The sequence below is a fragment of the Mycobacterium sp. Dal123C01 genome (assembly GCF_052566995.1).
On record NZ_CP199580.1, the window covers coordinates 2,264,374 to 2,281,633 of the forward strand.

General features: G+C 62.9%; 20 protein-coding genes and 1 tRNA gene. 8 read left to right on the plus strand and 13 right to left on the minus strand.

Features of this window, described 5'->3' with window-relative positions; all coding sequences use genetic code 11:
* Window positions 1–186: 186 nt before the first annotated feature.
* The 3 genes from ACTXG5_RS10905 (at window position 187) to ACTXG5_RS10915 (ending at window position 3,633) form a co-directional block, all read left to right on the plus strand.
* Window positions 187–1,740 (plus strand): DUF4185 domain-containing protein, encoded by a 1,554-nt coding sequence (locus ACTXG5_RS10905; protein WP_445163665.1) that lies wholly within the window; start codon window positions 187–189, stop codon window positions 1,738–1,740.
* Window positions 1,741–1,853: 113 nt separating this feature from the next.
* Entirely contained in the window at window positions 1,854–2,945 is a 1,092-nt protein-coding gene (locus tag ACTXG5_RS10910; RefSeq protein WP_445163666.1) for a GGDEF domain-containing protein, read from the plus strand.
* A 295-nt stretch (window positions 2,946–3,240) separates the two neighbouring features.
* The gene (locus ACTXG5_RS10915) at window positions 3,241–3,633 is read left to right on the plus strand and encodes a group I truncated hemoglobin (protein WP_445163667.1); all 393 of its coding nucleotides are present in this window, start codon (window positions 3,241–3,243) and stop codon (window positions 3,631–3,633) included.
* Between the two features lie 11 nt (window positions 3,634–3,644).
* Here ACTXG5_RS10915 and ACTXG5_RS10920 read toward each other — a convergent pair whose 3' ends face one another.
* Together ACTXG5_RS10920 and ACTXG5_RS10925 are read right to left on the minus strand one after the other, a co-directional pair.
* Complete coding sequence (locus ACTXG5_RS10920; protein WP_445163668.1) at window positions 3,645–4,607, minus strand: AraC family transcriptional regulator; 963 nt, start codon at window positions 4,605–4,607, stop codon at window positions 3,645–3,647.
* A 146-nt stretch (window positions 4,608–4,753) separates the two neighbouring features.
* Complete coding sequence (locus ACTXG5_RS10925; protein WP_445163669.1) at window positions 4,754–5,191, minus strand: MarR family winged helix-turn-helix transcriptional regulator; 438 nt, start codon at window positions 5,189–5,191, stop codon at window positions 4,754–4,756.
* Window positions 5,192–5,242: 51 nt separating this feature from the next.
* Here ACTXG5_RS10925 and ACTXG5_RS10930 point away from each other — a divergent pair, with 51 nt between their 5' ends.
* Complete coding sequence (locus ACTXG5_RS10930; RefSeq protein WP_445163670.1) at window positions 5,243–5,887, plus strand: TIGR03086 family metal-binding protein; 645 nt, start codon at window positions 5,243–5,245, stop codon at window positions 5,885–5,887.
* On the opposite strand, the gene ACTXG5_RS10935 is transcribed toward ACTXG5_RS10930, so the two are convergent.
* The 6 genes from ACTXG5_RS10935 to ACTXG5_RS10960 all read right to left on the minus strand — a co-directional run bounded on the left by ACTXG5_RS10935 (window position 5,848) and on the right by ACTXG5_RS10960 (window position 11,032).
* Window positions 5,848–6,462, minus strand: coding sequence for a CDP-alcohol phosphatidyltransferase family protein (locus tag ACTXG5_RS10935; RefSeq protein WP_445163671.1), 615 nt, complete (start codon window positions 6,460–6,462; stop codon window positions 5,848–5,850). The genes ACTXG5_RS10930 and ACTXG5_RS10935 overlap by 40 nt on opposite strands.
* Before the next feature lie 257 nt (window positions 6,463–6,719).
* On the minus strand, window positions 6,720–7,463 hold the full coding sequence (locus tag ACTXG5_RS10940) for an ANTAR domain-containing protein (RefSeq protein ID WP_445163672.1): 744 nt from the start codon (window positions 7,461–7,463) through the stop codon (window positions 6,720–6,722).
* A 227-nt stretch (window positions 7,464–7,690) separates the two neighbouring features.
* Entirely contained in the window at window positions 7,691–8,875 is a 1,185-nt protein-coding gene (locus tag ACTXG5_RS10945) for an IS481 family transposase (RefSeq protein WP_445159466.1), read from the minus strand.
* Between the two features lie 113 nt (window positions 8,876–8,988).
* Window positions 8,989–9,061, minus strand: a tRNA-Arg gene (locus ACTXG5_RS10950).
* A 56-nt stretch (window positions 9,062–9,117) separates the two neighbouring features.
* On the minus strand, window positions 9,118–9,942 hold the full coding sequence (locus tag ACTXG5_RS10955) for an LLM class F420-dependent oxidoreductase (protein ID WP_445163673.1): 825 nt from the start codon (window positions 9,940–9,942) through the stop codon (window positions 9,118–9,120).
* Window positions 9,943–9,967: 25 nt separating this feature from the next.
* Entirely contained in the window at window positions 9,968–11,032 is a 1,065-nt protein-coding gene (locus ACTXG5_RS10960; RefSeq protein ID WP_445163674.1) for a poly-gamma-glutamate hydrolase family protein, read from the minus strand.
* 184 nt (window positions 11,033–11,216) lie between these two features.
* On the opposite strand from ACTXG5_RS10960, the gene ACTXG5_RS10965 reads away from it, so the two are divergent.
* Window positions 11,217–11,597, plus strand: a complete 381-nt coding sequence (locus ACTXG5_RS10965) for a hypothetical protein (protein WP_445163675.1) — start codon at window positions 11,217–11,219, stop codon at window positions 11,595–11,597.
* 15 nt (window positions 11,598–11,612) lie between these two features.
* Here ACTXG5_RS10965 and ACTXG5_RS10970 read toward each other — a convergent pair whose 3' ends face one another.
* Entirely contained in the window at window positions 11,613–11,933 is a 321-nt protein-coding gene (locus ACTXG5_RS10970; RefSeq protein WP_445163676.1) for a DUF732 domain-containing protein, read from the minus strand.
* Window positions 11,934–12,257: 324 nt separating this feature from the next.
* On the opposite strand from ACTXG5_RS10970, the gene ACTXG5_RS10975 reads away from it, so the two are divergent.
* Together ACTXG5_RS10975 and arr are read left to right on the plus strand one after the other, a co-directional pair.
* On the plus strand, window positions 12,258–12,494 hold the full coding sequence (locus tag ACTXG5_RS10975) for a hypothetical protein (RefSeq protein ID WP_445163677.1): 237 nt from the start codon (window positions 12,258–12,260) through the stop codon (window positions 12,492–12,494).
* 81 nt (window positions 12,495–12,575) lie between these two features.
* The gene (gene arr / locus ACTXG5_RS10980) at window positions 12,576–13,004 is read left to right on the plus strand and encodes an NAD(+)--rifampin ADP-ribosyltransferase (RefSeq protein WP_445163678.1); all 429 of its coding nucleotides are present in this window, start codon (window positions 12,576–12,578) and stop codon (window positions 13,002–13,004) included.
* Window positions 13,005–13,064: 60 nt separating this feature from the next.
* Here arr and ACTXG5_RS10985 read toward each other — a convergent pair whose 3' ends face one another.
* From ACTXG5_RS10985 to ACTXG5_RS10995, 3 genes are read right to left on the minus strand one after another with little or no spacing between them, the layout of a single operon-like run.
* Window positions 13,065–14,069: an NAD-dependent epimerase/dehydratase family protein gene (locus ACTXG5_RS10985; RefSeq protein WP_445163679.1), complete on the minus strand. Its 1,005-nt coding sequence runs from the start codon at window positions 14,067–14,069 to the stop codon at window positions 13,065–13,067.
* The gene (locus tag ACTXG5_RS10990) at window positions 14,069–15,181 is read right to left on the minus strand and encodes an NAD-dependent epimerase/dehydratase family protein (RefSeq protein WP_445163680.1); all 1,113 of its coding nucleotides are present in this window, start codon (window positions 15,179–15,181) and stop codon (window positions 14,069–14,071) included. The genes ACTXG5_RS10985 and ACTXG5_RS10990 overlap by 1 nt, the downstream gene beginning before the upstream one ends.
* Window positions 15,178–15,711: a nuclear transport factor 2 family protein gene (locus tag ACTXG5_RS10995; protein WP_445164361.1), complete on the minus strand. Its 534-nt coding sequence runs from the start codon at window positions 15,709–15,711 to the stop codon at window positions 15,178–15,180. Before ACTXG5_RS10995 ends, ACTXG5_RS10990 begins: the two co-directional genes overlap by 4 nt.
* Window positions 15,712–15,893: 182 nt before the next feature.
* Here ACTXG5_RS10995 and ACTXG5_RS11000 point away from each other — a divergent pair, with 182 nt between their 5' ends.
* Complete coding sequence (locus ACTXG5_RS11000; protein ID WP_445163681.1) at window positions 15,894–16,763, plus strand: helix-turn-helix domain-containing protein; 870 nt, start codon at window positions 15,894–15,896, stop codon at window positions 16,761–16,763.
* 19 nt (window positions 16,764–16,782) lie between these two features.
* Here the strand turns inward: ACTXG5_RS11000 and ACTXG5_RS11005 are convergent, their stop codons facing one another.
* Window positions 16,783–17,235 carry a hypothetical protein gene (locus ACTXG5_RS11005; RefSeq protein ID WP_445163682.1) on the minus strand — a complete coding sequence of 151 codons (453 nt, stop codon included), beginning with the start codon at window positions 17,233–17,235 and terminating at the stop codon, window positions 16,783–16,785.
* Between the last annotated feature and the right edge of the window lie 25 nt (window positions 17,236–17,260).

Consider the following 17,260-nt stretch of genomic DNA (forward strand, 5'->3'; position numbering starts at 1 on the left):
GGGACCGGAGGGGCGTTGGCGCGCAGGCTGGTCAAGTGGCAAGGCGGGCGCTGTAGGGGCAGGCCGACGGGGTGAGCTAGCAAATCCCCAGGGAAATAGCTCGAAAGCAGGGTTGCGACGCGGTTACGGATACATACCTATTAGCTGATGGCTAGTCACATGAGCCCCGTGGATCACTATCGTCACATGAGCCAACTGCGAACGTCAAGGATGGCGTTTCGCTCCTGGAAAGGTGTGACATTGTCGGCGATTCTTCGGATCACGTCGCTAGCCGTGGTGCCGGTGGCGGCTATCGCATTCGTCGTGGCGTTGGGCCCCGCCCCATCGGCAAACGCCACGCCGTGCGGCGCGGCTGATGCCAACATCGAGCCTCCCGCGCAGTCGCCGATACCCGCGCCTCAGCCGGTCGTCCAACCGCCAACCGGGCGCAGGCCCTCGCACACGAATGACCAGGCGCCGCTGCCCAAGTTGGGGCCGCTGATCGCTTCGTTGCTCAAGCCGACCACTGCGGGCCAGCAATACTCGGCTCCGATGGTTCCGCAGGCGGGCGTGGCGCCGCCGCCCGCGCCGACTCCGCCCGTGCCGGGGGCCCCACGGTCCCCGAATGCCACGCCATTGAAGCCGAACGCGGCCCCAGCGCCGCCGCCCGCGGCACAGCCGGCGCCGGACGCGGCACTGCCCGCTCCGGCCTCCATCGCGGGAGCGCCGACGTCGCTGGTGGACTGGGTGACGGGACCGAACGGGCCGAACAAGACCCTGCAACGTTTTGGTATTTCCGGGACTGACCTTGGCATCGTCTGGGACAACGGCGATTCGGCCAACCGCCAGGCCCTGATGGCTTTTGGTGACACCTTCGGCTATTGCAAGGTCCGCGGCCAGCAGTGGCGGTACAACGTGCTGTTCCGCAGTAGTGACCATGATTTGTCGCAGGGAATCCACATCGCGGACGGTGTGCCCAACAACAACTATTCCGGTTCCCCGGTGTGGTCAAACGGCCTTTCCAAACAGGTCGTCAACACCATCCACAAGGCGGGTCACGAAACGGGAATCATTCCGACGTCGGCAATGTCGCTCGGCCGGACGCAGTACATGAGCTACATGTCGATTCGGCAATGGGGTCACGACGGCGAATGGTCGACGAACTATTCGGCCATCGCGAGGTCCAACGACAATGGCCAGAACTGGGGGATCTTCCCCGGCAGCATCCGCACGGCGGGGGCGGACACTGTCCCTGGCGCTGGGTTCACCCCGGGCAACGAGAACTTCCAAATGGGTGCGTTCATGAAGGGGAACGACGGCTTTATCTACAACTTCGGGACGCCTTCGGGACGTGGCGGTGCCGCATTCCTGTCGCGTGTTCTCCCGAATCAGCTGCCGGACCTGACCAAGTACCAGTACTGGAACGGCGACGACGGCGGACATTGGGTCCCGGCCAACCCGGGCGCGGCCACTCCGCTCTGGCCCGGTCCGGTGGGAGAGATGTCGGCCCAATACAACAGCTATCTCAAGCAATACCTGGTGCTGTACACCAATGGGGGCAGCAACGACGTCGTGGCCAGGACCGCGCCGACGCCGCAGGGACCGTGGAGCGGGGAGCAGCCGCTCGTGTCGTCGTTCCAGATGCCGGGTGGCATCTACGCGCCGATGATCCATCCCTGGTCATCGGGTAAGGACCTCTACTTCAACCTGTCGCTGTGGTCGGCGTACGACGTGATGTTGATGCACACGGTGCTGCCCTAGTCGCGCCCATTGTGACGGGGCGAGCGACCCCAACGAGTGGTAGGCGTATTAGACGCCCGTAGGATAGCGCTGTCATTGTCACGACTAGCGGACCCCGGACGGGCATCTCGACGGTGAAACAATCCGATCATTACGACCTGCTCAGTGCCTATTTAAAGGGCCGCGGTCTGGAAAATGTTTGGCAGCGAGCAAGTTTCATTGTTATCGCCGCACAGTCGGCGCTGCCGTCGATCATGCTGTTTAGCCCTATCGGACCCGACCGGCCGGTCATGCGGTCGTTATCGGTCGCGATATCAGCCCTGGGCCTTGTCGGCGCAACGCTGTGGCTGGTCCATTGGCCCACCCGACGGGAATCGATCCTTTTCGCGTTTTCAGCGATGGGGGTCATTGCCGTCTCGTGCTTGTGCCTGTCCAATCCCTACACGGGCCTAATGGGGTGCGCGACTTTCGCCATCCTCGGTGGCTTCATCGCGTACTTCCACACGGTTCGTCTTGTGCTCACCAACTTCGCGGTGGCCGCGATTTGCGCGGTGATCCTGGCGCATCAATTCATCGCCGCCACCGGCGACGTCGCCCTGTTCAGCGCCGGCCTGATTACTGTTGCGACACTCAATCTCGGTGTGCCGTTTGGCATTCTGTCGCTGATGCATACGCTGCGAAACGACCTTCGAAGTTCTGACCGCGATTCGCTCACCGGCCTGCATAACCGGCGCTCGTTTTACAACGCGGTGTATGAGCTGATGGCGCTGCACGGCCGCACCGCAGGCACGTATCTGGTGACCGCGGTGATTGACCTGGACAACTTCAAGCACATCAACGACACCCAGGGTCATGCCGTCGGCGACCAGGCGTTGGTCGCCGTCGGCTCGGCTCTTGAGCAGAACTGTCGGCCCGCGGCGGTGATCGCTCGCATCGGCGGCGAGGAATTCGTCGTTGTCGACACCGCCACCACACCGCAGCACGCGGGTATGACCGAACGGCTCCGCCAAGCGGTGGCCGACATCCCCTTCCCGATCACCGCCAGCATCGGGAGTTCCGCCGTCGCACTCGACGAGCTTGCGGCGATGGCCGACATGCAACTTATCGATGATTTGATCGGCACCGCCGACGCCGCGATGTATGAGGCCAAACGCGCCGGCGGCAATCGGGTCCGTCACTCGTCGGAATTGACACCGCGTGCTGCAAGCCGGCCGGCCTCCGGTTAGTGATTCTTGCGCGCCGGACGCACGACGCCGCCCCGCATGCGCGAACCGGGCAATACGCTGCGCAAGACCGATAGACGTTGGCCCTCACCGGTATACCGTCGATTGTGTGACGGTGGTAAGCGGCGCCGCGCCCCACGAGTTATGGCGCCGATCCGTCAGCGGCCCAACGGATTTCGCTTCAATGGCATATTCGCCCCGGGCCGTATGGACGCCGAAGTCCGCTGGGAGGGAAAGTCTTTCACGACAAAGATATTCTGTCGTGGCGCGCCTTCGTGCGGGCCTCGATCATCGAAACATGAATCAGAGCGCACCAAGCATCTACACCCAAATCGGCGGATATGAGGCAATCGAGGGCGTGGTCGACGACTTCTACGATCGCGTGCTTGCCGACGATCAACTGTCAGCCTTCTTCACCGGAACGAATATGCGCCGCCTCAAGGGTAAGCAGGTGGAGTTTTTTGCAGCCGCGCTCGGCGGGCCCGATGCCTACGCGGGCGCATCGATGAAGCACGTGCATCAGGGACGAGGAATCGCCATGCACCACTTCGACTTAGTTGTCCAGCATTTGGCCAACGCACTGACCACGGCCGGGGTTCCGGCGAACACGACGGGGCAGATCCTCGCTGCTATTGCTCCGCTGGCCCCCGAAATCGCCTCTGGCGGCACCACCGAGGCACGGCTGAGTTGAGCCTACTTCCGTTAGAAGTCTCGTTGGTGTTCGGAATTCCCCTGCTGCACACCATGCATGCGAGCCTCGCTTGGGGTGAGGCCGAAGTGTTTCTTGAACAAGGTGTTGAATGTGCTTCTCGAGCGAAAGCCGCTGGCGATGGCGACGTTGTCGATCGGGGTGCTCAATGGCAACTGGCGGAGCAGATCGGCAGCCCGGTTGAGCCGTGTTGAGCGGATCAGATCGCTGGTTGTGGTGCCGGCTCGCTGAAGGGCTAGCTGAATTTGACGGACCGACCATCCCAATGAGCGGGCGACACCCAGTGGCGTGAGGTCCGGATCGCTTGCGTGCCCGGCGACATACGCCCGCACCGCCTGCTCGACTGAACCGAGAGTGTCAGGAGCTCCGCCCCGATCGAGCATGCAAGCGGACAACAGGTCGCCGATGGTGGTGCAGGAACGCGCGAACTCATAATCGTCGAGGGTTTCATGCTGCCTGCTCACGGTCGAGATCATCGCGTTGACTACCGAGCCGAGCCCGCTCCGGAAGTCCATCACGACGGGGCCTTGCGGCAGGTCGATGGGTCTGCGCGCGTCTGCGATATCGAATGTCCAGCCCCGGGCCCAGGAACCATGGTGGATCTGAAGAGCACGAGACTTGCTAAGGAGCAAAGCCTGGCCCGGTTGCAGATGTACCTGGTCGCCATCCTGCTCGAAGTCGAGCTCTCCGCTCCGGGCGATAAATAAAATGTTCCCCGGATCTCCGCCGGCGCGCGCGTCAGCGTCTGACTTCGCATAGTGGAAGCCCTCTGACCAGAAGTCGACCACGCGGTGATCTCCGTCGCACTGCACGATGCTGCCCGCTCTGAGCATCGCCTTGTCCGGAAATAAGAAGTGCAATGAACCGCGGTTTGCGCAGACACGGTCGACCCAATCTCGGGCGGGATCGTCGATGGTTTTGCGCGTGTCGCTGCGTTCAGCGACGTAGCGGCTCACCGCGGGTGGGCGCTGTGTCTCGGTGCCGACTTCATGCGCTTTGTGCATCGGAGGCCTGAATCGCTCTTTCGTGAGGTTGCAGGTGTCTCAACGACCATCAATTATCGCGTTCTATTCCGTGGCAGTAGTCGGACGTGTGAGCGAAGTCATCCCCATTCGCGTGGGGTCAGCCGCTCGAGGGTACGCAAAAAGTTCCGTCGCTCCCCGGCGCTGAGCCCGCCGAGCCAGCGCTCTTCCCCACGCTGGATCTCGCTCTGCACTGCGTCTTTGACGCGTCGACCCGCATCCGTGATGGCGAGCAACCGCACTCTGCGATCGTCCGGGTCTGGCCGGCGTTCGATATAGCCGTCGTCCTGGAGGTCGTCGAGCGTGCGAATGATCCGGGTCTTGTCGGCGCCGATCGCTGCAGCCAGCGCGGCCTGGGTACGCATGGACGACCTGTCCAGCGCCAGCAGCACGACGTAGCCCCACATCGTCACGCCGTGCGCTTCGAGGACCGGCTCCTCTGCCGCGATCAACTCCCGCAGCAGCGGCGCGAGCATCGCGGCGAGGTCAGGGCGCCGTTGCGGCGACTTTGCAGCCATCGCGCCATGATAGGCATTGCACTACCGTGTGCATAAGCATACCGTATGTACATGCTTACTAACTCCGACATCCGCCCGCTGCATCGCACAGCCGTGCTGCACTCGATCGACATCGTCAACGCCGTTGCGCGAGAGGACTTCGGCAGGCCGACACCCTGCGGGGACTGGACCCTTCTGGACCTTGTCGCCCACATGACCGTCCAGCATCGCGGGTTCGCCGCGGCGGCAAGGGGTGCCGGCGCAGACCTGGAGAACTGGAATGTCGATGCCGTCGTCGACGCGGTGCGGGCCGATCACGCGCGCGCCTACGCCGATGTCGCACACGACGTCATCGACGCATTCGCGGCCGACGGCACGCCCGAGGCGCTCTTCCAGCTACCCGAGTTCGGCGACGGCGCGGCAATCCCCGGTGCGATGGCAATGGGCTTCCATTTCGTGGATTACGTCGTCCACGGCTGGGACGTCGCCGCATCGCTGGGCGTGCGTTACGAGCTGTCCGCCGACGTCATCGCCGCCGTCCTGCCCCTCGTGCTGGCGGTGCCCGACGGCGAGTTCCGCAGCGGGAAGGGTGCGCCATTCGGTCTCGCAATCGAGCAATCGGGCGGCGACGGCCTCGACCGCATACTGCGCCATCTCGGCCGCCGACCGGACTGGGCTCAGCGGTACTCGACGGTCACCGGCGCCTGCGGTGGTTGAGGTAGCGGTCTCGTCGATCGCCAATATGCCGCTGAATAGTCCAGCAGTGAAGCCACGGTCACGAGCAGCGCGACAGTAACTACGACAGAATTCAGCGTGCGCCAGCCTGGGGTCGGCTGTGCCGCGATCGCGTACGAGATCGTCAAGGTCACTAGGCAAATGCCCTGAGCAATTCCCTTCATCTTGCCGCTCCACCGCGTTCCTCCATCTTGGCCCGACCGGCGAAGCAAGAGTTGCCGTATGACAGAGACGCCGGCGTCGCGCCCGATCATCACCACGATCAGGGGCGCGGGAAGCACGCCGACCGCGAGAAGAGCGATTGCCTCAGTGGTACGCGCGACATGATCGACGGTGCTATCGATCATTCCCCCCAACGACGTCGCCACGCCTAACCGGCGAGCAAGGTAGCCGTCAACGAGGTCGCTCGTCTCGACGAGCAAACAGAGCGCGACCATCGCCCATCGTGCGCGGCTGTCCGGTACATACGCGCACAGGAAAAACCCGAGCGCCAACGGCAGCCTGGCCATCGTCACGGCGAAAACAAGTCGGTGTGCTGCAGTGGCGGAGGTACTCACGCTCGACCCGAATGGTGTGCCGTCCACGTAGGCCTCCCGCCGTAGTGCGGTTCGGCAAACACGATAAGGCCGTCGGCGGATTCGCGGAGCAATAAGGTCCGTTTGCTTTAGCGACGCATAGAAAGCAAGGCAGGGTGAGGCCTCATGCGCGCAATCGGTGTGGGGCCACCGTGCGCTTCCTTACGTCTCGGCGTCGACCATGCCGTCAGTGCGCGAGCCGAAGCGGCTCAAATGTGAAGAAGTGACGAAGGCAGTACCTACGAAGACACCTTCAGTCGGTCGAGCAATTCGAGGGCCACGTCGCGCACTTTGATGTTGCGCCTTTGGGATTCACCCACCAGTCTGGCGAACGCCTCGTCTGGCTCGCAGCCGTGTACCGCGATCAGAGCTCCCTTGGCCATGTCGATGTCGGAACGTGAGATGAGTGCCTGCTCGAGCTGGGTGACAGTTTCTCGGGAGTGCTGCCAGCGACCAGCGTTGCTGATCGCTTGACCGGCGGCAACGGTGTACAGGCGCATGAGTTCGGCGTCGAACGGATCGAATGCGGATGCGGTGTGGCTGTAGATGTTGAGCGAGCCGACAAGCTCGTTCGCGTTTTTCAGGCCAAGCATCAGCAGCGGAACCGACAAACTCGCGTGGATCCCTACGCGCTGCGCGGCCTCAACGAATTCGGGCCACCGATCATGTTCCGCGCCGATCACCGCGCGCACCGGCACGCGCTCCGACGCGGCTAGCAGACACGGCCCCCGACCTGACGCGTACTGTTGGTGATCGAGTTCCAGCGCCCGCGCATGTGTGGACGCCGCGGTACGCGCACCAGATTCCGACAGCACGGTGATGCTGACGGCATCCGCATTCGGGATCGCGGCGACTGCGGTGGCCGCGACCCGCCCCGCTATGTCGTCCAACGGCTCTTCGGCGGCGAAGAGGTCTCGTAGTCCCTCGATCGCCTCCGCTGTTGTCACCAGCCTGGCCAACGGTTCCAGCAAACCGAAATTCATGATTCGCGCCCTTCGAAGCATGCGATAACCGCTGCGACGGGCACACTGACCTCACTGTATGCCTAAAAGGGATTCGGCATCGCTCATTGCCCGAGCGTCATCAACTCATGCTCGCAGTGAGGGTGGCGACAAGCACTGGTCACCAGGTTTAGCTGTGTGCCCCTGTTCAGAGTCGGTTGATGGTTGACGGATCTGTTTCGGTTGATCCTTGACACTCGTGTTGTGTTTTAGGTGCCTGCGCTGGTGCGCATGGCCCGTTTGATTCGTACCTCGGCGTTGGTGCGTCGGGCGGCGGTTTTGACCAATTGATCGCCGATCCAGAACCGCAGCAGCTCACCGTCGACGTGGACATCGCAGCGGGCGCCGGCGTAGTAGCGACCGATGCTGACTTGCTGCCAAGACACGCACACCACCCCGTTGGTGGTGACCCGGCGGCTGACCCAATCAGAACCGCTACGGTCAGGGCCGGTCACAGATCGCTGAGGTGGGCCAGCAGGCACACCGGCGCGGAACCGTTGGGCCGGTGTGGCCATCTTCAGTGACTGGTGCGGCCGGTTGGTGTTGTACTCATCGACCCACTCATCGAGGGCCTGCTGAGCCGTCTTGAGATTGGTGAAAGCTGGTTTATTGCTGAGGAATTCGGCGCGCAAGCTGCGATGGAACCGCTCAATCTTGCCCGTTGTGGTCGGGCTGCGCGGCTGGGTCAACAGATGCTCGATGCCGTGTTCACGACAGATCGCCTCGAACAGCACCTCGGTCGGCGGGTGGTTGAACCGGCCGGTGAAGACCTTGCCGTTATCGGTCAAAATCTGCTCGGGCACCCCATAGCTGACCAACGCCGCGCGCAGCCCATCACAGACCGCCCTAGTGCGCTCACGGGCCATCAAGTGCGCACAGACACACATTCGCGAATGGTCGTCGATGCCGGTCAACGCTTTGGCGCTGGTGCCATCGGCCAGCGGGAAACCGCCCACGATGTCCATCTGCCACAACTCCATCGGGGCGCCGCGTTCCCAGCGTTTCCACTTACGTGAGCGCTTATCCCGCACCGACGGATCGATCATCCCGGCCCGCACCAACGCGCGATAGGCCGCCGACTCCGAGGGCACCGGCCCAACACCGCGCCTGGCCAACTCGAACACCAGCCGCCGCGGCCCCCAATACGGGCGCGAGCGCCGCAGCTCCAGCAGCACCGCCTCCACCTCGGCGACCATCTGATGCGGACACGACACCGGCCGATGCGACCGATCCACCAACCCCTCTAGGCCCTCAGCCTCATAGCGGGCTAACCACGAGTGCAGCGTTTGGCGCGACACTCCCACCTTCTCGGCGACCTGCGAAATCGACAGGCCATCACCAATCACCGCCATCACGGCCGCATACCGCTGCTCGGCCACGCTCAACTCCCTCATCTAGGGAGTGTCAAGGATCAACCGAAGTAACTGTCAACCATCAGCCGAAACACTGTCGCGCATCAACCGAAGACGAAACGTCAAGCATCAGCCGACGTCATACATTAGCTGTGTGCCCCCGGCAGGATTCGAACCTGCGACACCGGCTTTAGGAGAGCCGTGCTCTATCCCCTGAGCTACGAGGGCGGCCGCGCTGAGCTTACCGGGAAACGGCCCGTCCTCTGGTCAGAGGCGGCAACCGGTCAGCGCAGCTCGGCGATCACCTTCGAGAAGTTGGCGATGTTGTTGTCCTGCACGGTGAAGGACGACACGCCGTACTTTTCGCGGTATGCGGACAACGTGTCGGCAATCTCAGCGGGTGATCCAGTAAGCACCGAGGGCATCGACAGGATCTCCTCGTCGGATAGCTCCGGCGAGTAGCTGCGGGTCAGCTTCAAGTCGGGCTCGGTCTCGCCGTCCCGCGGCATCGCCGTGATCGCCAGATTCAGCTCGAGTGAGTCGAACCGGTCCCCGGCGGCGTTGCGGACGAAGTCGGCGCGTTCGGCGAACGGGTCCTCGACGTCGCGCACCTTGGATCCGGTCAACCCGATGATGTCGGCGTTGTGGGCCGCGATGGTCAGCACCCGGTCACCGTTGCCGGCGATGATGAGTGGCGTCGACGGGTGGTGTTCCTTCAGATACTTCGTCATGTGTTCGAGGTAGTCGACCCGGGCGCTGGCGCTGGGATACGGAATCTCCGCAGCCTCGAACTCCTCCCGGACGTAGCCGGTGCCTAGCCCGATCTCGAGGCGGCCGTCGCTGAGCAGGTCCAGCGCTTGCATGTCTCGGCTGAGCAGCGCCGGCTTGTAGAACGACGAATTGAGCACATACATACTCAGCCGTAGCGTCGTGGTGACCATCGCCACCGCGGTCAGGGTCGGAAAGGGCGCAGCGGCACCCAAATGGTCGGGCACACACAGAATGTCGAAGCCGGCGTCTTCAGCGCGCTTGGCCTTTTCGAGCAGTTTCTCGCGCGACTTGTAGAAGCGCATGCTCATTCCAAATCGAAAATCCTTGGCCACCAACAACCTCCGTTTAACGAGCTAGGAACAATTACCAGGAGCGAGCCGCGGCCGCCAAGCCGTGCACCAGGGCGGACGTGACCGACGACAAGCCATCAGCGCCGGGCAGCGGGCTGCGCGGACTGATACCCCTGACGCGAACAGACAATTCGAGCTGCGTCCCGCCGTCGCGTACCCGGTTGACCGGATTGTCAGGATGTAACCCCCGCAGTTCGTGCGGAATGTCGTCGAGGTCGGTGACGACCTGATAGCCATTCAACTGAATGTGCCGGGCGAGGTGATCGGCCAGCGCGCGGTTGCGGCCACCGGCCAGCAGTTGCGTGCTGCGCCCGATGCGGCCATATCCGTGCAGCGACACCGCGACATCGACATGGTCGAGGAACGCGGCGAGCCGCGGCGACTGGGCGGGGTCGAACCGCGCCGACGGCACGTGATGCGGGTAGCGATCGGGATGGCGCACGAGGTACACGGACGCTCCGGCGGCCTCGGCCGCGCGTTCGGCGATCACGTCTGTCATCTCTTCCAAGCCGCCGCCGTGGATGGCCATAAAGCCGAAACGGGACCGCAGTTGACTGACCTCGTTCACCCCCGGCTGGCTCAGCAGCTCCGAAAGTGACTGTGGCCCAGGACCGGACGCCGATCTCGCGGACGCCGGGCGAGGCCAGTGCGTGGGATCCCATCGCCGCAAGTAGTCGATCCAGCGTTGCGGAAGCCCGTGCTGGACAGCGCCATCGATGATCTTTGCCAGGTAGCCGGGGCGGGGCGGACCTGGGGTCACCCGGTGGTCGATGTAGACCCAGGCCGGTGACGGCCCGTTGTCGGTGTCCACGGTCAACCGGTCGCGCCGGTAGCGCACCGGAACGCCCTCGGCGCTGTCCAGGGTGGCCAGGTCGTGGTCGGAGAGTTGCCAAACCACCCCGTGCACCTGATTGCCGGCGAATGGCTCGACGGTCGCCACGCCGCGCTGGTTGATCAGCCAATCGTGATCGGACAATACCGCCGGCCGTGGATCAATCGCATCGGGACAGCGCTGCGCCATCTGCCTTACGCACAGGTTCGATCCATATGCGAAGTAGGAATGCCGGCGCGCCTGCATTCAGCGGCTCACCGTCAGGCAAATTGGCACTAGGTGAGACTATGTGCTTCGTATAGCTATGTAAAACGCCGTCCACTCCCTGGCGTTGCGCGTGTCGCGTCGTCATGCCCGGCGTCGCGAAGAATGGTCCGAAATGACCGACCCTGCGCCTAGTCCGACATTGCCTGCCGGGAAGATACTTTTCATGCGGGGAAAGCTCACTGCGATCGCCGGGGTCGTGGTCGTCCTCGCGGGTTGCGGAGGGGCGGACCACACGGCCACCACTGTCACGTCCACCGTGCCGCCGGTAACCCAAACGGTGACGGTGACCGTCACCCCGCCACCGCCGCCCGGGCCGAAAACGACCATGACCACCAACGGCACATTTATGGTCAACAGCGACATCGCGGCGGGCACCTATCGCACCGATGGCGGTGCGGATTGCTATTGGGCCCGACTGAAGAGTCTCAACACCGGTGACGTCATCGACAACAACATCAGTGACGGTCAACAGGTGGTCCGGATCTTGCCGACCGATACCGCGTTCATGACAAGAGGTTGCGGAACCTGGACCAAGATCGGCTGACCGCGCACCCGGCTGCTATGGGCAGTAGGTAGCGACGGCGAGGTTCACCATGGAGGTGGTGTCGCCGAAATTGATGCCGCGCGGGCCCAAGGTGTTGTGGATGTCGTCTGCAATCTGCTGCGACGACCAGCCATTCCACCGATCGGCGCAAATGTGGTGCGCCATCAGGAGGATGTCGCCGTCCTCGTTCGCCGGCCACGTGAATCCAAGGGCGTGCATCTGCGCCAGGAACGCGGGATCGGAGGCGTCGGCCGCCGCGACCGAAGCGGTGGACACCAGGGCGACGCCAACCATCATGGGGGCGGCAAGTCCGGCCAGCCAGTGAGCTGAAGGCATTTGATGCGTTTCCGTTCTTCTGGGCGATGAGCGTCCGGTCAGTGTGCGGGTCCAAAGCGCCGCAAATATGAAGGATAGGGAAAGGCAAGGAAAAAGGTATGAAATGCCGAATTGGCGGTTTGGGGGCGCTAGCACTCGCCAAGAGGGCGACGGCTGATCGAATCGCCCAGAAGTGGGTAGACCACGCAGTAGCGCGGCGTCAGGTTTGGACTCAGGTCACTAGTCGGGAGGGCATCAGATGGTTCGTCATGAGGGGGCCGGTGGGACGTCAGTATCAAGGACAACGCGGTTTACCTTGAACGCATCTCCGAGAGCGACGAGCGGGTGTTCGACGATTCGGTAACCGCCGAGGAGGCCCGTGAGCTGTCTGGGCTCTTGACGAAGTACGCGGACAAGCTCGACGAATCGGGGGACTCCGATGGCTCCGAGGATTCCGACGAGTCCGATGACTCCGACGGTTCCGAGGACTCTGACGAATCCAAGGATTCCGACGAATCCGATGACTCTGACGAATCCAAGGATTCCGAGGATTCCGAGGACTCCGACAAGAAGTCGGATTAGACAGTTCCGCAGTGCTCGAGGTTTGTTTTCTCGGTGACCCTTCAAGGTCAGATAGATCAGCACTAGACGGGGGTTGTTGTTGTGAGGAGCACGCCGAAACCTTTTGAGGTGCACGAGTCGGGTGCGCTTCTTCACGGCACCAAGGCCGACCTTTCGGTGGGTGATCTGCTGGTGCCCGGGCGCCGGTCGAACTACGGCGGAGGGCGCCTGGCGAACCACGTTTATGTGACGCGGACATTAGATGCCGCAGTGTGGGGAGCCGAGCTTGCCAGCGGCGAGGGCCGGTGCCGCATCTACATCGTGGAACCGCAAGGCGCACTCGAGGACGACCCGAACGTGACGGACAAAAAGTTTCCCGGGAATCCGACCCGCTCCTACCGCACCCGGGAGTCCGTGAGAATAGTTGGCGAGATCACGGACTGGGTGGGGCATTCACCCGAACAGCTTCAAGCCATGCGGAACGGCTTGGCTGACCTCGAGCGCCGCGGACTTGCCGTCATCTACGACTAGAATGAATATCGCTGCGGTGGAACATGACTCGCCTACTCGGTGACGCAGCTCGTTTCGGAGCTAATGGCGTTGTGCCTCGAAGAACTTCGCGGCATCGCGGACTGAGTTTTCGACTGGTTGAGGTTCCCAGCCAAGTTCGCGTTGTGCCTTGCTGTGGTCTAGGGGCGACATGAGTTCGGCCATGCGCAAGCCGACGACGGCGAATGGGAGGTCACGTCGAAGCAGTCGGGCGGCGAGGTCGTTGAGGCGCGCAGCCGCATAGAGCAGGCGCATCGGTATTCCGATGCGTGGTGGTCTTCGTCCAACAGCCTTCGCGGCGATGGCATGTATCTCATGGGTGCTCACGTAGCGATCAGAGATGATGTAGCGTTCCCCGACCCCGCCTCGCTCGGCGGCGAGCAGCATGGCGCGTGCGGCGTCCTGGATGCCGACGACTTCTGAGGAGAAGTCGAGGTAGAAGGGGAACCGGCCAGTGGCAACCTGCGCGATCAATGAACCGTGCGGCGTTGGTTGCCAGTCACCGGGACCGTAAGTGGTTGAAATACACAGCGCGACAGCCGGTAGGCCGTTGTCATGGCAATACCGCATCACCAGGTTCTCCGCCTCTATCCGAGAAGCGATGTAGGCGCCACCCTCAGTCCAGTTGTGCGGGTCGTCTTCGACGACTGGCGCGCCGTCGCTGATGGCCAGCGTGCCGGTGGTGCTGGTGAAGACAAATTTGCGCAATCGGGCGTTGACTGCGGCGTCGAGAACGTGTCGCAAACCCTCGACATTGGTGCGAAACAGCGGTGCCGGATCGCGTACCCACATCCGCGCGTCCACCACGCAGTAGTAGACGACGTCGCAGCCAGTCATCGCAGTGGCCAGGGCGGCGTCGTCGAAAACGTCGCCGTAGCAACGTTCAACGTCCAGATCGTCGATGCCTTTGGTGCTGCTGGTGCGTCGAATCATGACGCGGACATCGTCGCCACGCTCAACCAGTTGGCGGGTGACGTGAGAACCCAGGAACCCACTAGCGCCGATAACCAGATTCTTCTGAGCTGGTCCACCGCGGATGTCGTTCATTACCAGGGTGTTTCGTCGCTCGTCGCCAGGATCTCGGGTCCGTACTTGCTGGCGATGAAGGTCCACGGGTCGGCATAGGGTCCACGTCGCTCGACCCGACGCTGGGCAGCCAGAGCGATGCGCATGACCGGCCGAAGCACCGGACCCACCACGTGCAGCAGCATCCGAATGGGTCGGCTTTGGGACTCGGCGACCCACGCGACCGTTTGTGGCCAGTCATGACGGTGGTAATCGAGCAGAGCCTGGGATTCGGTGGTGTCGAACCATCCGGTGAAGCCCCACCCGCGATCGTCCTCGGGGTCACCCGGCAGGCTGGCTCCGGGGCCGAGGCGCCCGATGCCGACCGCTTCGAATATGTCGTCTTCCACGTCGCGGTGCGCGTGCAGGTGTGTCTCGTCGCCGCCGATCAGCAGCGCTTTGCCGTCGATAGCGTCACCGCGGTCGACGGCGTTGGCGAAAGCCAACGCCACATCACGCGCGTCGACGGTGTGCAGCCGGGTATCGCCGGGAGTAGCTCGCATCAACAGCAGGTAGTTGCTGTCGAGGTTGGCCGCGCCGTCCGGGGAGATGATCCCGCCCAACCGAAGCAGCGCATACGGCAGACCGCTGCCCTTAATCACGGCTTCGGCGAGCACCTTGTCTTCACCGTACTGATCGATGGGGTTGACGGGCGTTTGTGCCGTGATGCGTTCGGGATAGCGGTAGGGATTACGTGACCCATACACCGCGGCGCTGGAGGCAAACACCAGTAGCGGCGGCACGGCCAGGGACTTGGCGGCCCGCACCAAATTGGTGGTGCCTTCGACGTTGACGCGCCGGGCCAGTCGCGGATTACGGTACGACGGTGGGGAATACATTCCCGCCAAATGGATGATGGCGGCGGGTTTGTGCTCGGCGATGAGGTTGCCGATGAGTTCCGCATCGAGGAGGTCGGCATATGCGGCCCTCAGCGTGCCTGGGTGCTTACCGCGAGCCAGCCCCTCGACGGTGGCTGCGGCCGTGTCAGTCCGTAGATCCGTGGCGACTACGGTGCGTCCGCGCGACAGCAGTATCTCGGTGCAGCGTTTGCCCACCTGGCCGAACGCGCCAGTGATGAGGACGGGGTTACTCACTTCGCGCGTTTCCGCACCAGGGCCCCGGCGGCATCGCGCAGCCGTTTAGGAACCCGAAATGTAAACACCGGATTGAAGATATCTTCCCGAAGCCGCGTCAGCTTCGAACTCTTGATGTACCAACGCCCGTCGATCTTCTCGTAGGTCTCGTGATAGTGGCCGTAGCCTTGCAGATTCAGCCCCGGCGCCAGGACCACGACGTCATTGAGCGCCCAGACACCGGTCGCCGTAGTGGCTGAGGTCAGCTCGATCTCAGGAGCATGCACCTGGTGCACCGTGGGTTGAGAGGCCTTCCCGATATGCCCGCGCGTGTAGGCAACGAACGAATCAGCTCCGGTGACCACGTCACCGCCGGACTCAGAGGTGTCGCTGTGGAAATCGTCAGCGAAAATGCTGCGCCAAGCATCCCAATCCTTGGTATCCAGGTGTCGGCAATAACGGGCCTTCAACTGCTTGATCGCCTCGACCTCATGGAGGCCCTCGACACCGCGGAAGTTCGACGCGGGCGCGTCACCGGCATTGGAGTTCATGTCTGCCCTTCGGATGCAAAGCGACATCGCTTCCACAAATGTCGACTATTCAATCTCGCTAATTAGATATACGAAACATAGAGAAGAACGCTTTCGGAGTCAACGACGCTGCCGGTGGCAGGGGCTCAGTTGAGCGATAGTAGTCTTCGTATAGTCGACATCCCTCGCCGCAGGAGTTACTCGTGACCGCTTCATCTCCGCCGACTCGGCGGGTGGTCGACATCATCGAGCTGCTCGCCGAACGCCGCGGCAGCACAACACGACTCAGCGATATCGTGCACGCCTTGGGCCTCAACCAGGCGACGGCCTACGTGATCCTCAAAGAACTCGACGAGATGGGCTGGGTCACCCGCAACCCTGCCGATAAGACATTCTCCGTCGGTGCCGCGCTGGTCAGGCTGGCCGGGCGCATAGATCAGGCCCCGTCGATCGCACACGCCGCCCGTGCGGCCGCATCGGCTGCCGCCACAGACACCGGCTACGCAGCGTCGGTGTCCGAGCGCGTCGGCGATTCGCTCGTCATCACCGCCTTCATCGCAGGACGCGATGACCCATGGAGCCTCTCGGCGGGCGACAGAGTGCCGTTTGCCGCACCGTTCGGGCCGGCGTTCGCGGCATGGGACCCGGCTGATGAGCGTCGTGTTTGGATCGAACGCAGCGGAGTCAATAATCCCGCTTTCGAGGAGCGGCTCGAGGAACACCTGGAGGAGACCCGTCGCCAGGGGTTCAGCGTGGAGCGTATGAGCCCGGATATGGTATCGGCAATCCCCGTGATGACCAGACTGCAGATGGATGCGCAGTCCGACTCCGTGCGCGACCACCTCAACGAGGTGCTCCTCGAAATTACTGGTGCCCCAAGGGCTTCAGGAAAGCTTGGCAGCCGCCAAAGGCAGTATGTTGGCGCGATCACGGCACCGATCTTCAACCAACTCGGTCGCGTCACGCACAACATCTGCGTGCACCCCTTCACGGCCCTCTCATTGCGGAACGTCGACCAAATAGGTCGTCACCTCCGCAAGGCCGCCGGTGCGATAGGTACGCAGGCTGGCTGAAGTCGCGAATTGGTTATGCTCAACCGGTTTTGACTAGTTTGAACGGCATTTCGACCACGAGCCATTTGTTGGCGCCGCAGGCGCCGCTCGGACCGACGGTGTAGTCCCAGCCAGACAGCTTCTCGTCCGCGGAGAACTTGAATGTCTGATGCCCGGGGGCCGTCGTACCGTCCTCGCACCGCTCCCAGCCTTCGACATTGCGGGCAACGAACCACATGTTGCCCCCAACCAATCGAACGTTCGCGCTCCATCCTTGGTCGCTGGTAACCCGGCCCGCGCAGTCCATGGGATCGTCGCAAGTGGAGGTGATAGTCCAAATACTCGTGACGGTCGCTTCGTTGCGATACGAGTAATTTGTTTGTGCCAGTGCACCATCAGAGATGGCGCTATATGTCCCATTGAGCGCGATCGAATCCGACGATGCGCGCGCTGAGGAACCGGCACCCCAGCCCGGGATGGCTGCAACTGCCACCAGTGATGCGCTTGCTATCGCGCCA

Coding starts and splice junctions, on each gene's coding strand:
- ACTXG5_RS10905 (WP_445163665.1), top strand. CDS start 187: ATGAGCCAACTGCGAACGTCAAGGATGGCGTTTCGCTCCTGGAAAGGT.
- ACTXG5_RS10915 (WP_445163667.1), top strand. CDS start 3,241: ATGAATCAGAGCGCACCAAGCATCTACACCCAAATCGGCGGATATGAG.
- ACTXG5_RS10925 (WP_445163669.1), bottom strand. CDS start 5,191: ATGGCTGCAAAGTCGCCGCAACGGCGCCCTGACCTCGCCGCGATGCTC.
- ACTXG5_RS10930 (WP_445163670.1), top strand. CDS start 5,243: ATGCTTACTAACTCCGACATCCGCCCGCTGCATCGCACAGCCGTGCTG.
- ACTXG5_RS10940 (WP_445163672.1), bottom strand. CDS start 7,463: ATGAATTTCGGTTTGCTGGAACCGTTGGCCAGGCTGGTGACAACAGCG.
- ACTXG5_RS10945 (WP_445159466.1), bottom strand. CDS start 8,875: ATGAGGGAGTTGAGCGTGGCCGAGCAGCGGTATGCGGCCGTGATGGCG.
- ACTXG5_RS10960 (WP_445163674.1), bottom strand. CDS start 11,032: ATGCAGGCGCGCCGGCATTCCTACTTCGCATATGGATCGAACCTGTGC.
- ACTXG5_RS10965 (WP_445163675.1), top strand. CDS start 11,217: ATGCGGGGAAAGCTCACTGCGATCGCCGGGGTCGTGGTCGTCCTCGCG.
- ACTXG5_RS10970 (WP_445163676.1), bottom strand. CDS start 11,933: ATGCCTTCAGCTCACTGGCTGGCCGGACTTGCCGCCCCCATGATGGTT.
- ACTXG5_RS10985 (WP_445163679.1), bottom strand. CDS start 14,069: ATGAACGACATCCGCGGTGGACCAGCTCAGAAGAATCTGGTTATCGGC.
- ACTXG5_RS10995 (WP_445164361.1), bottom strand. CDS start 15,711: ATGAACTCCAATGCCGGTGACGCGCCCGCGTCGAACTTCCGCGGTGTC.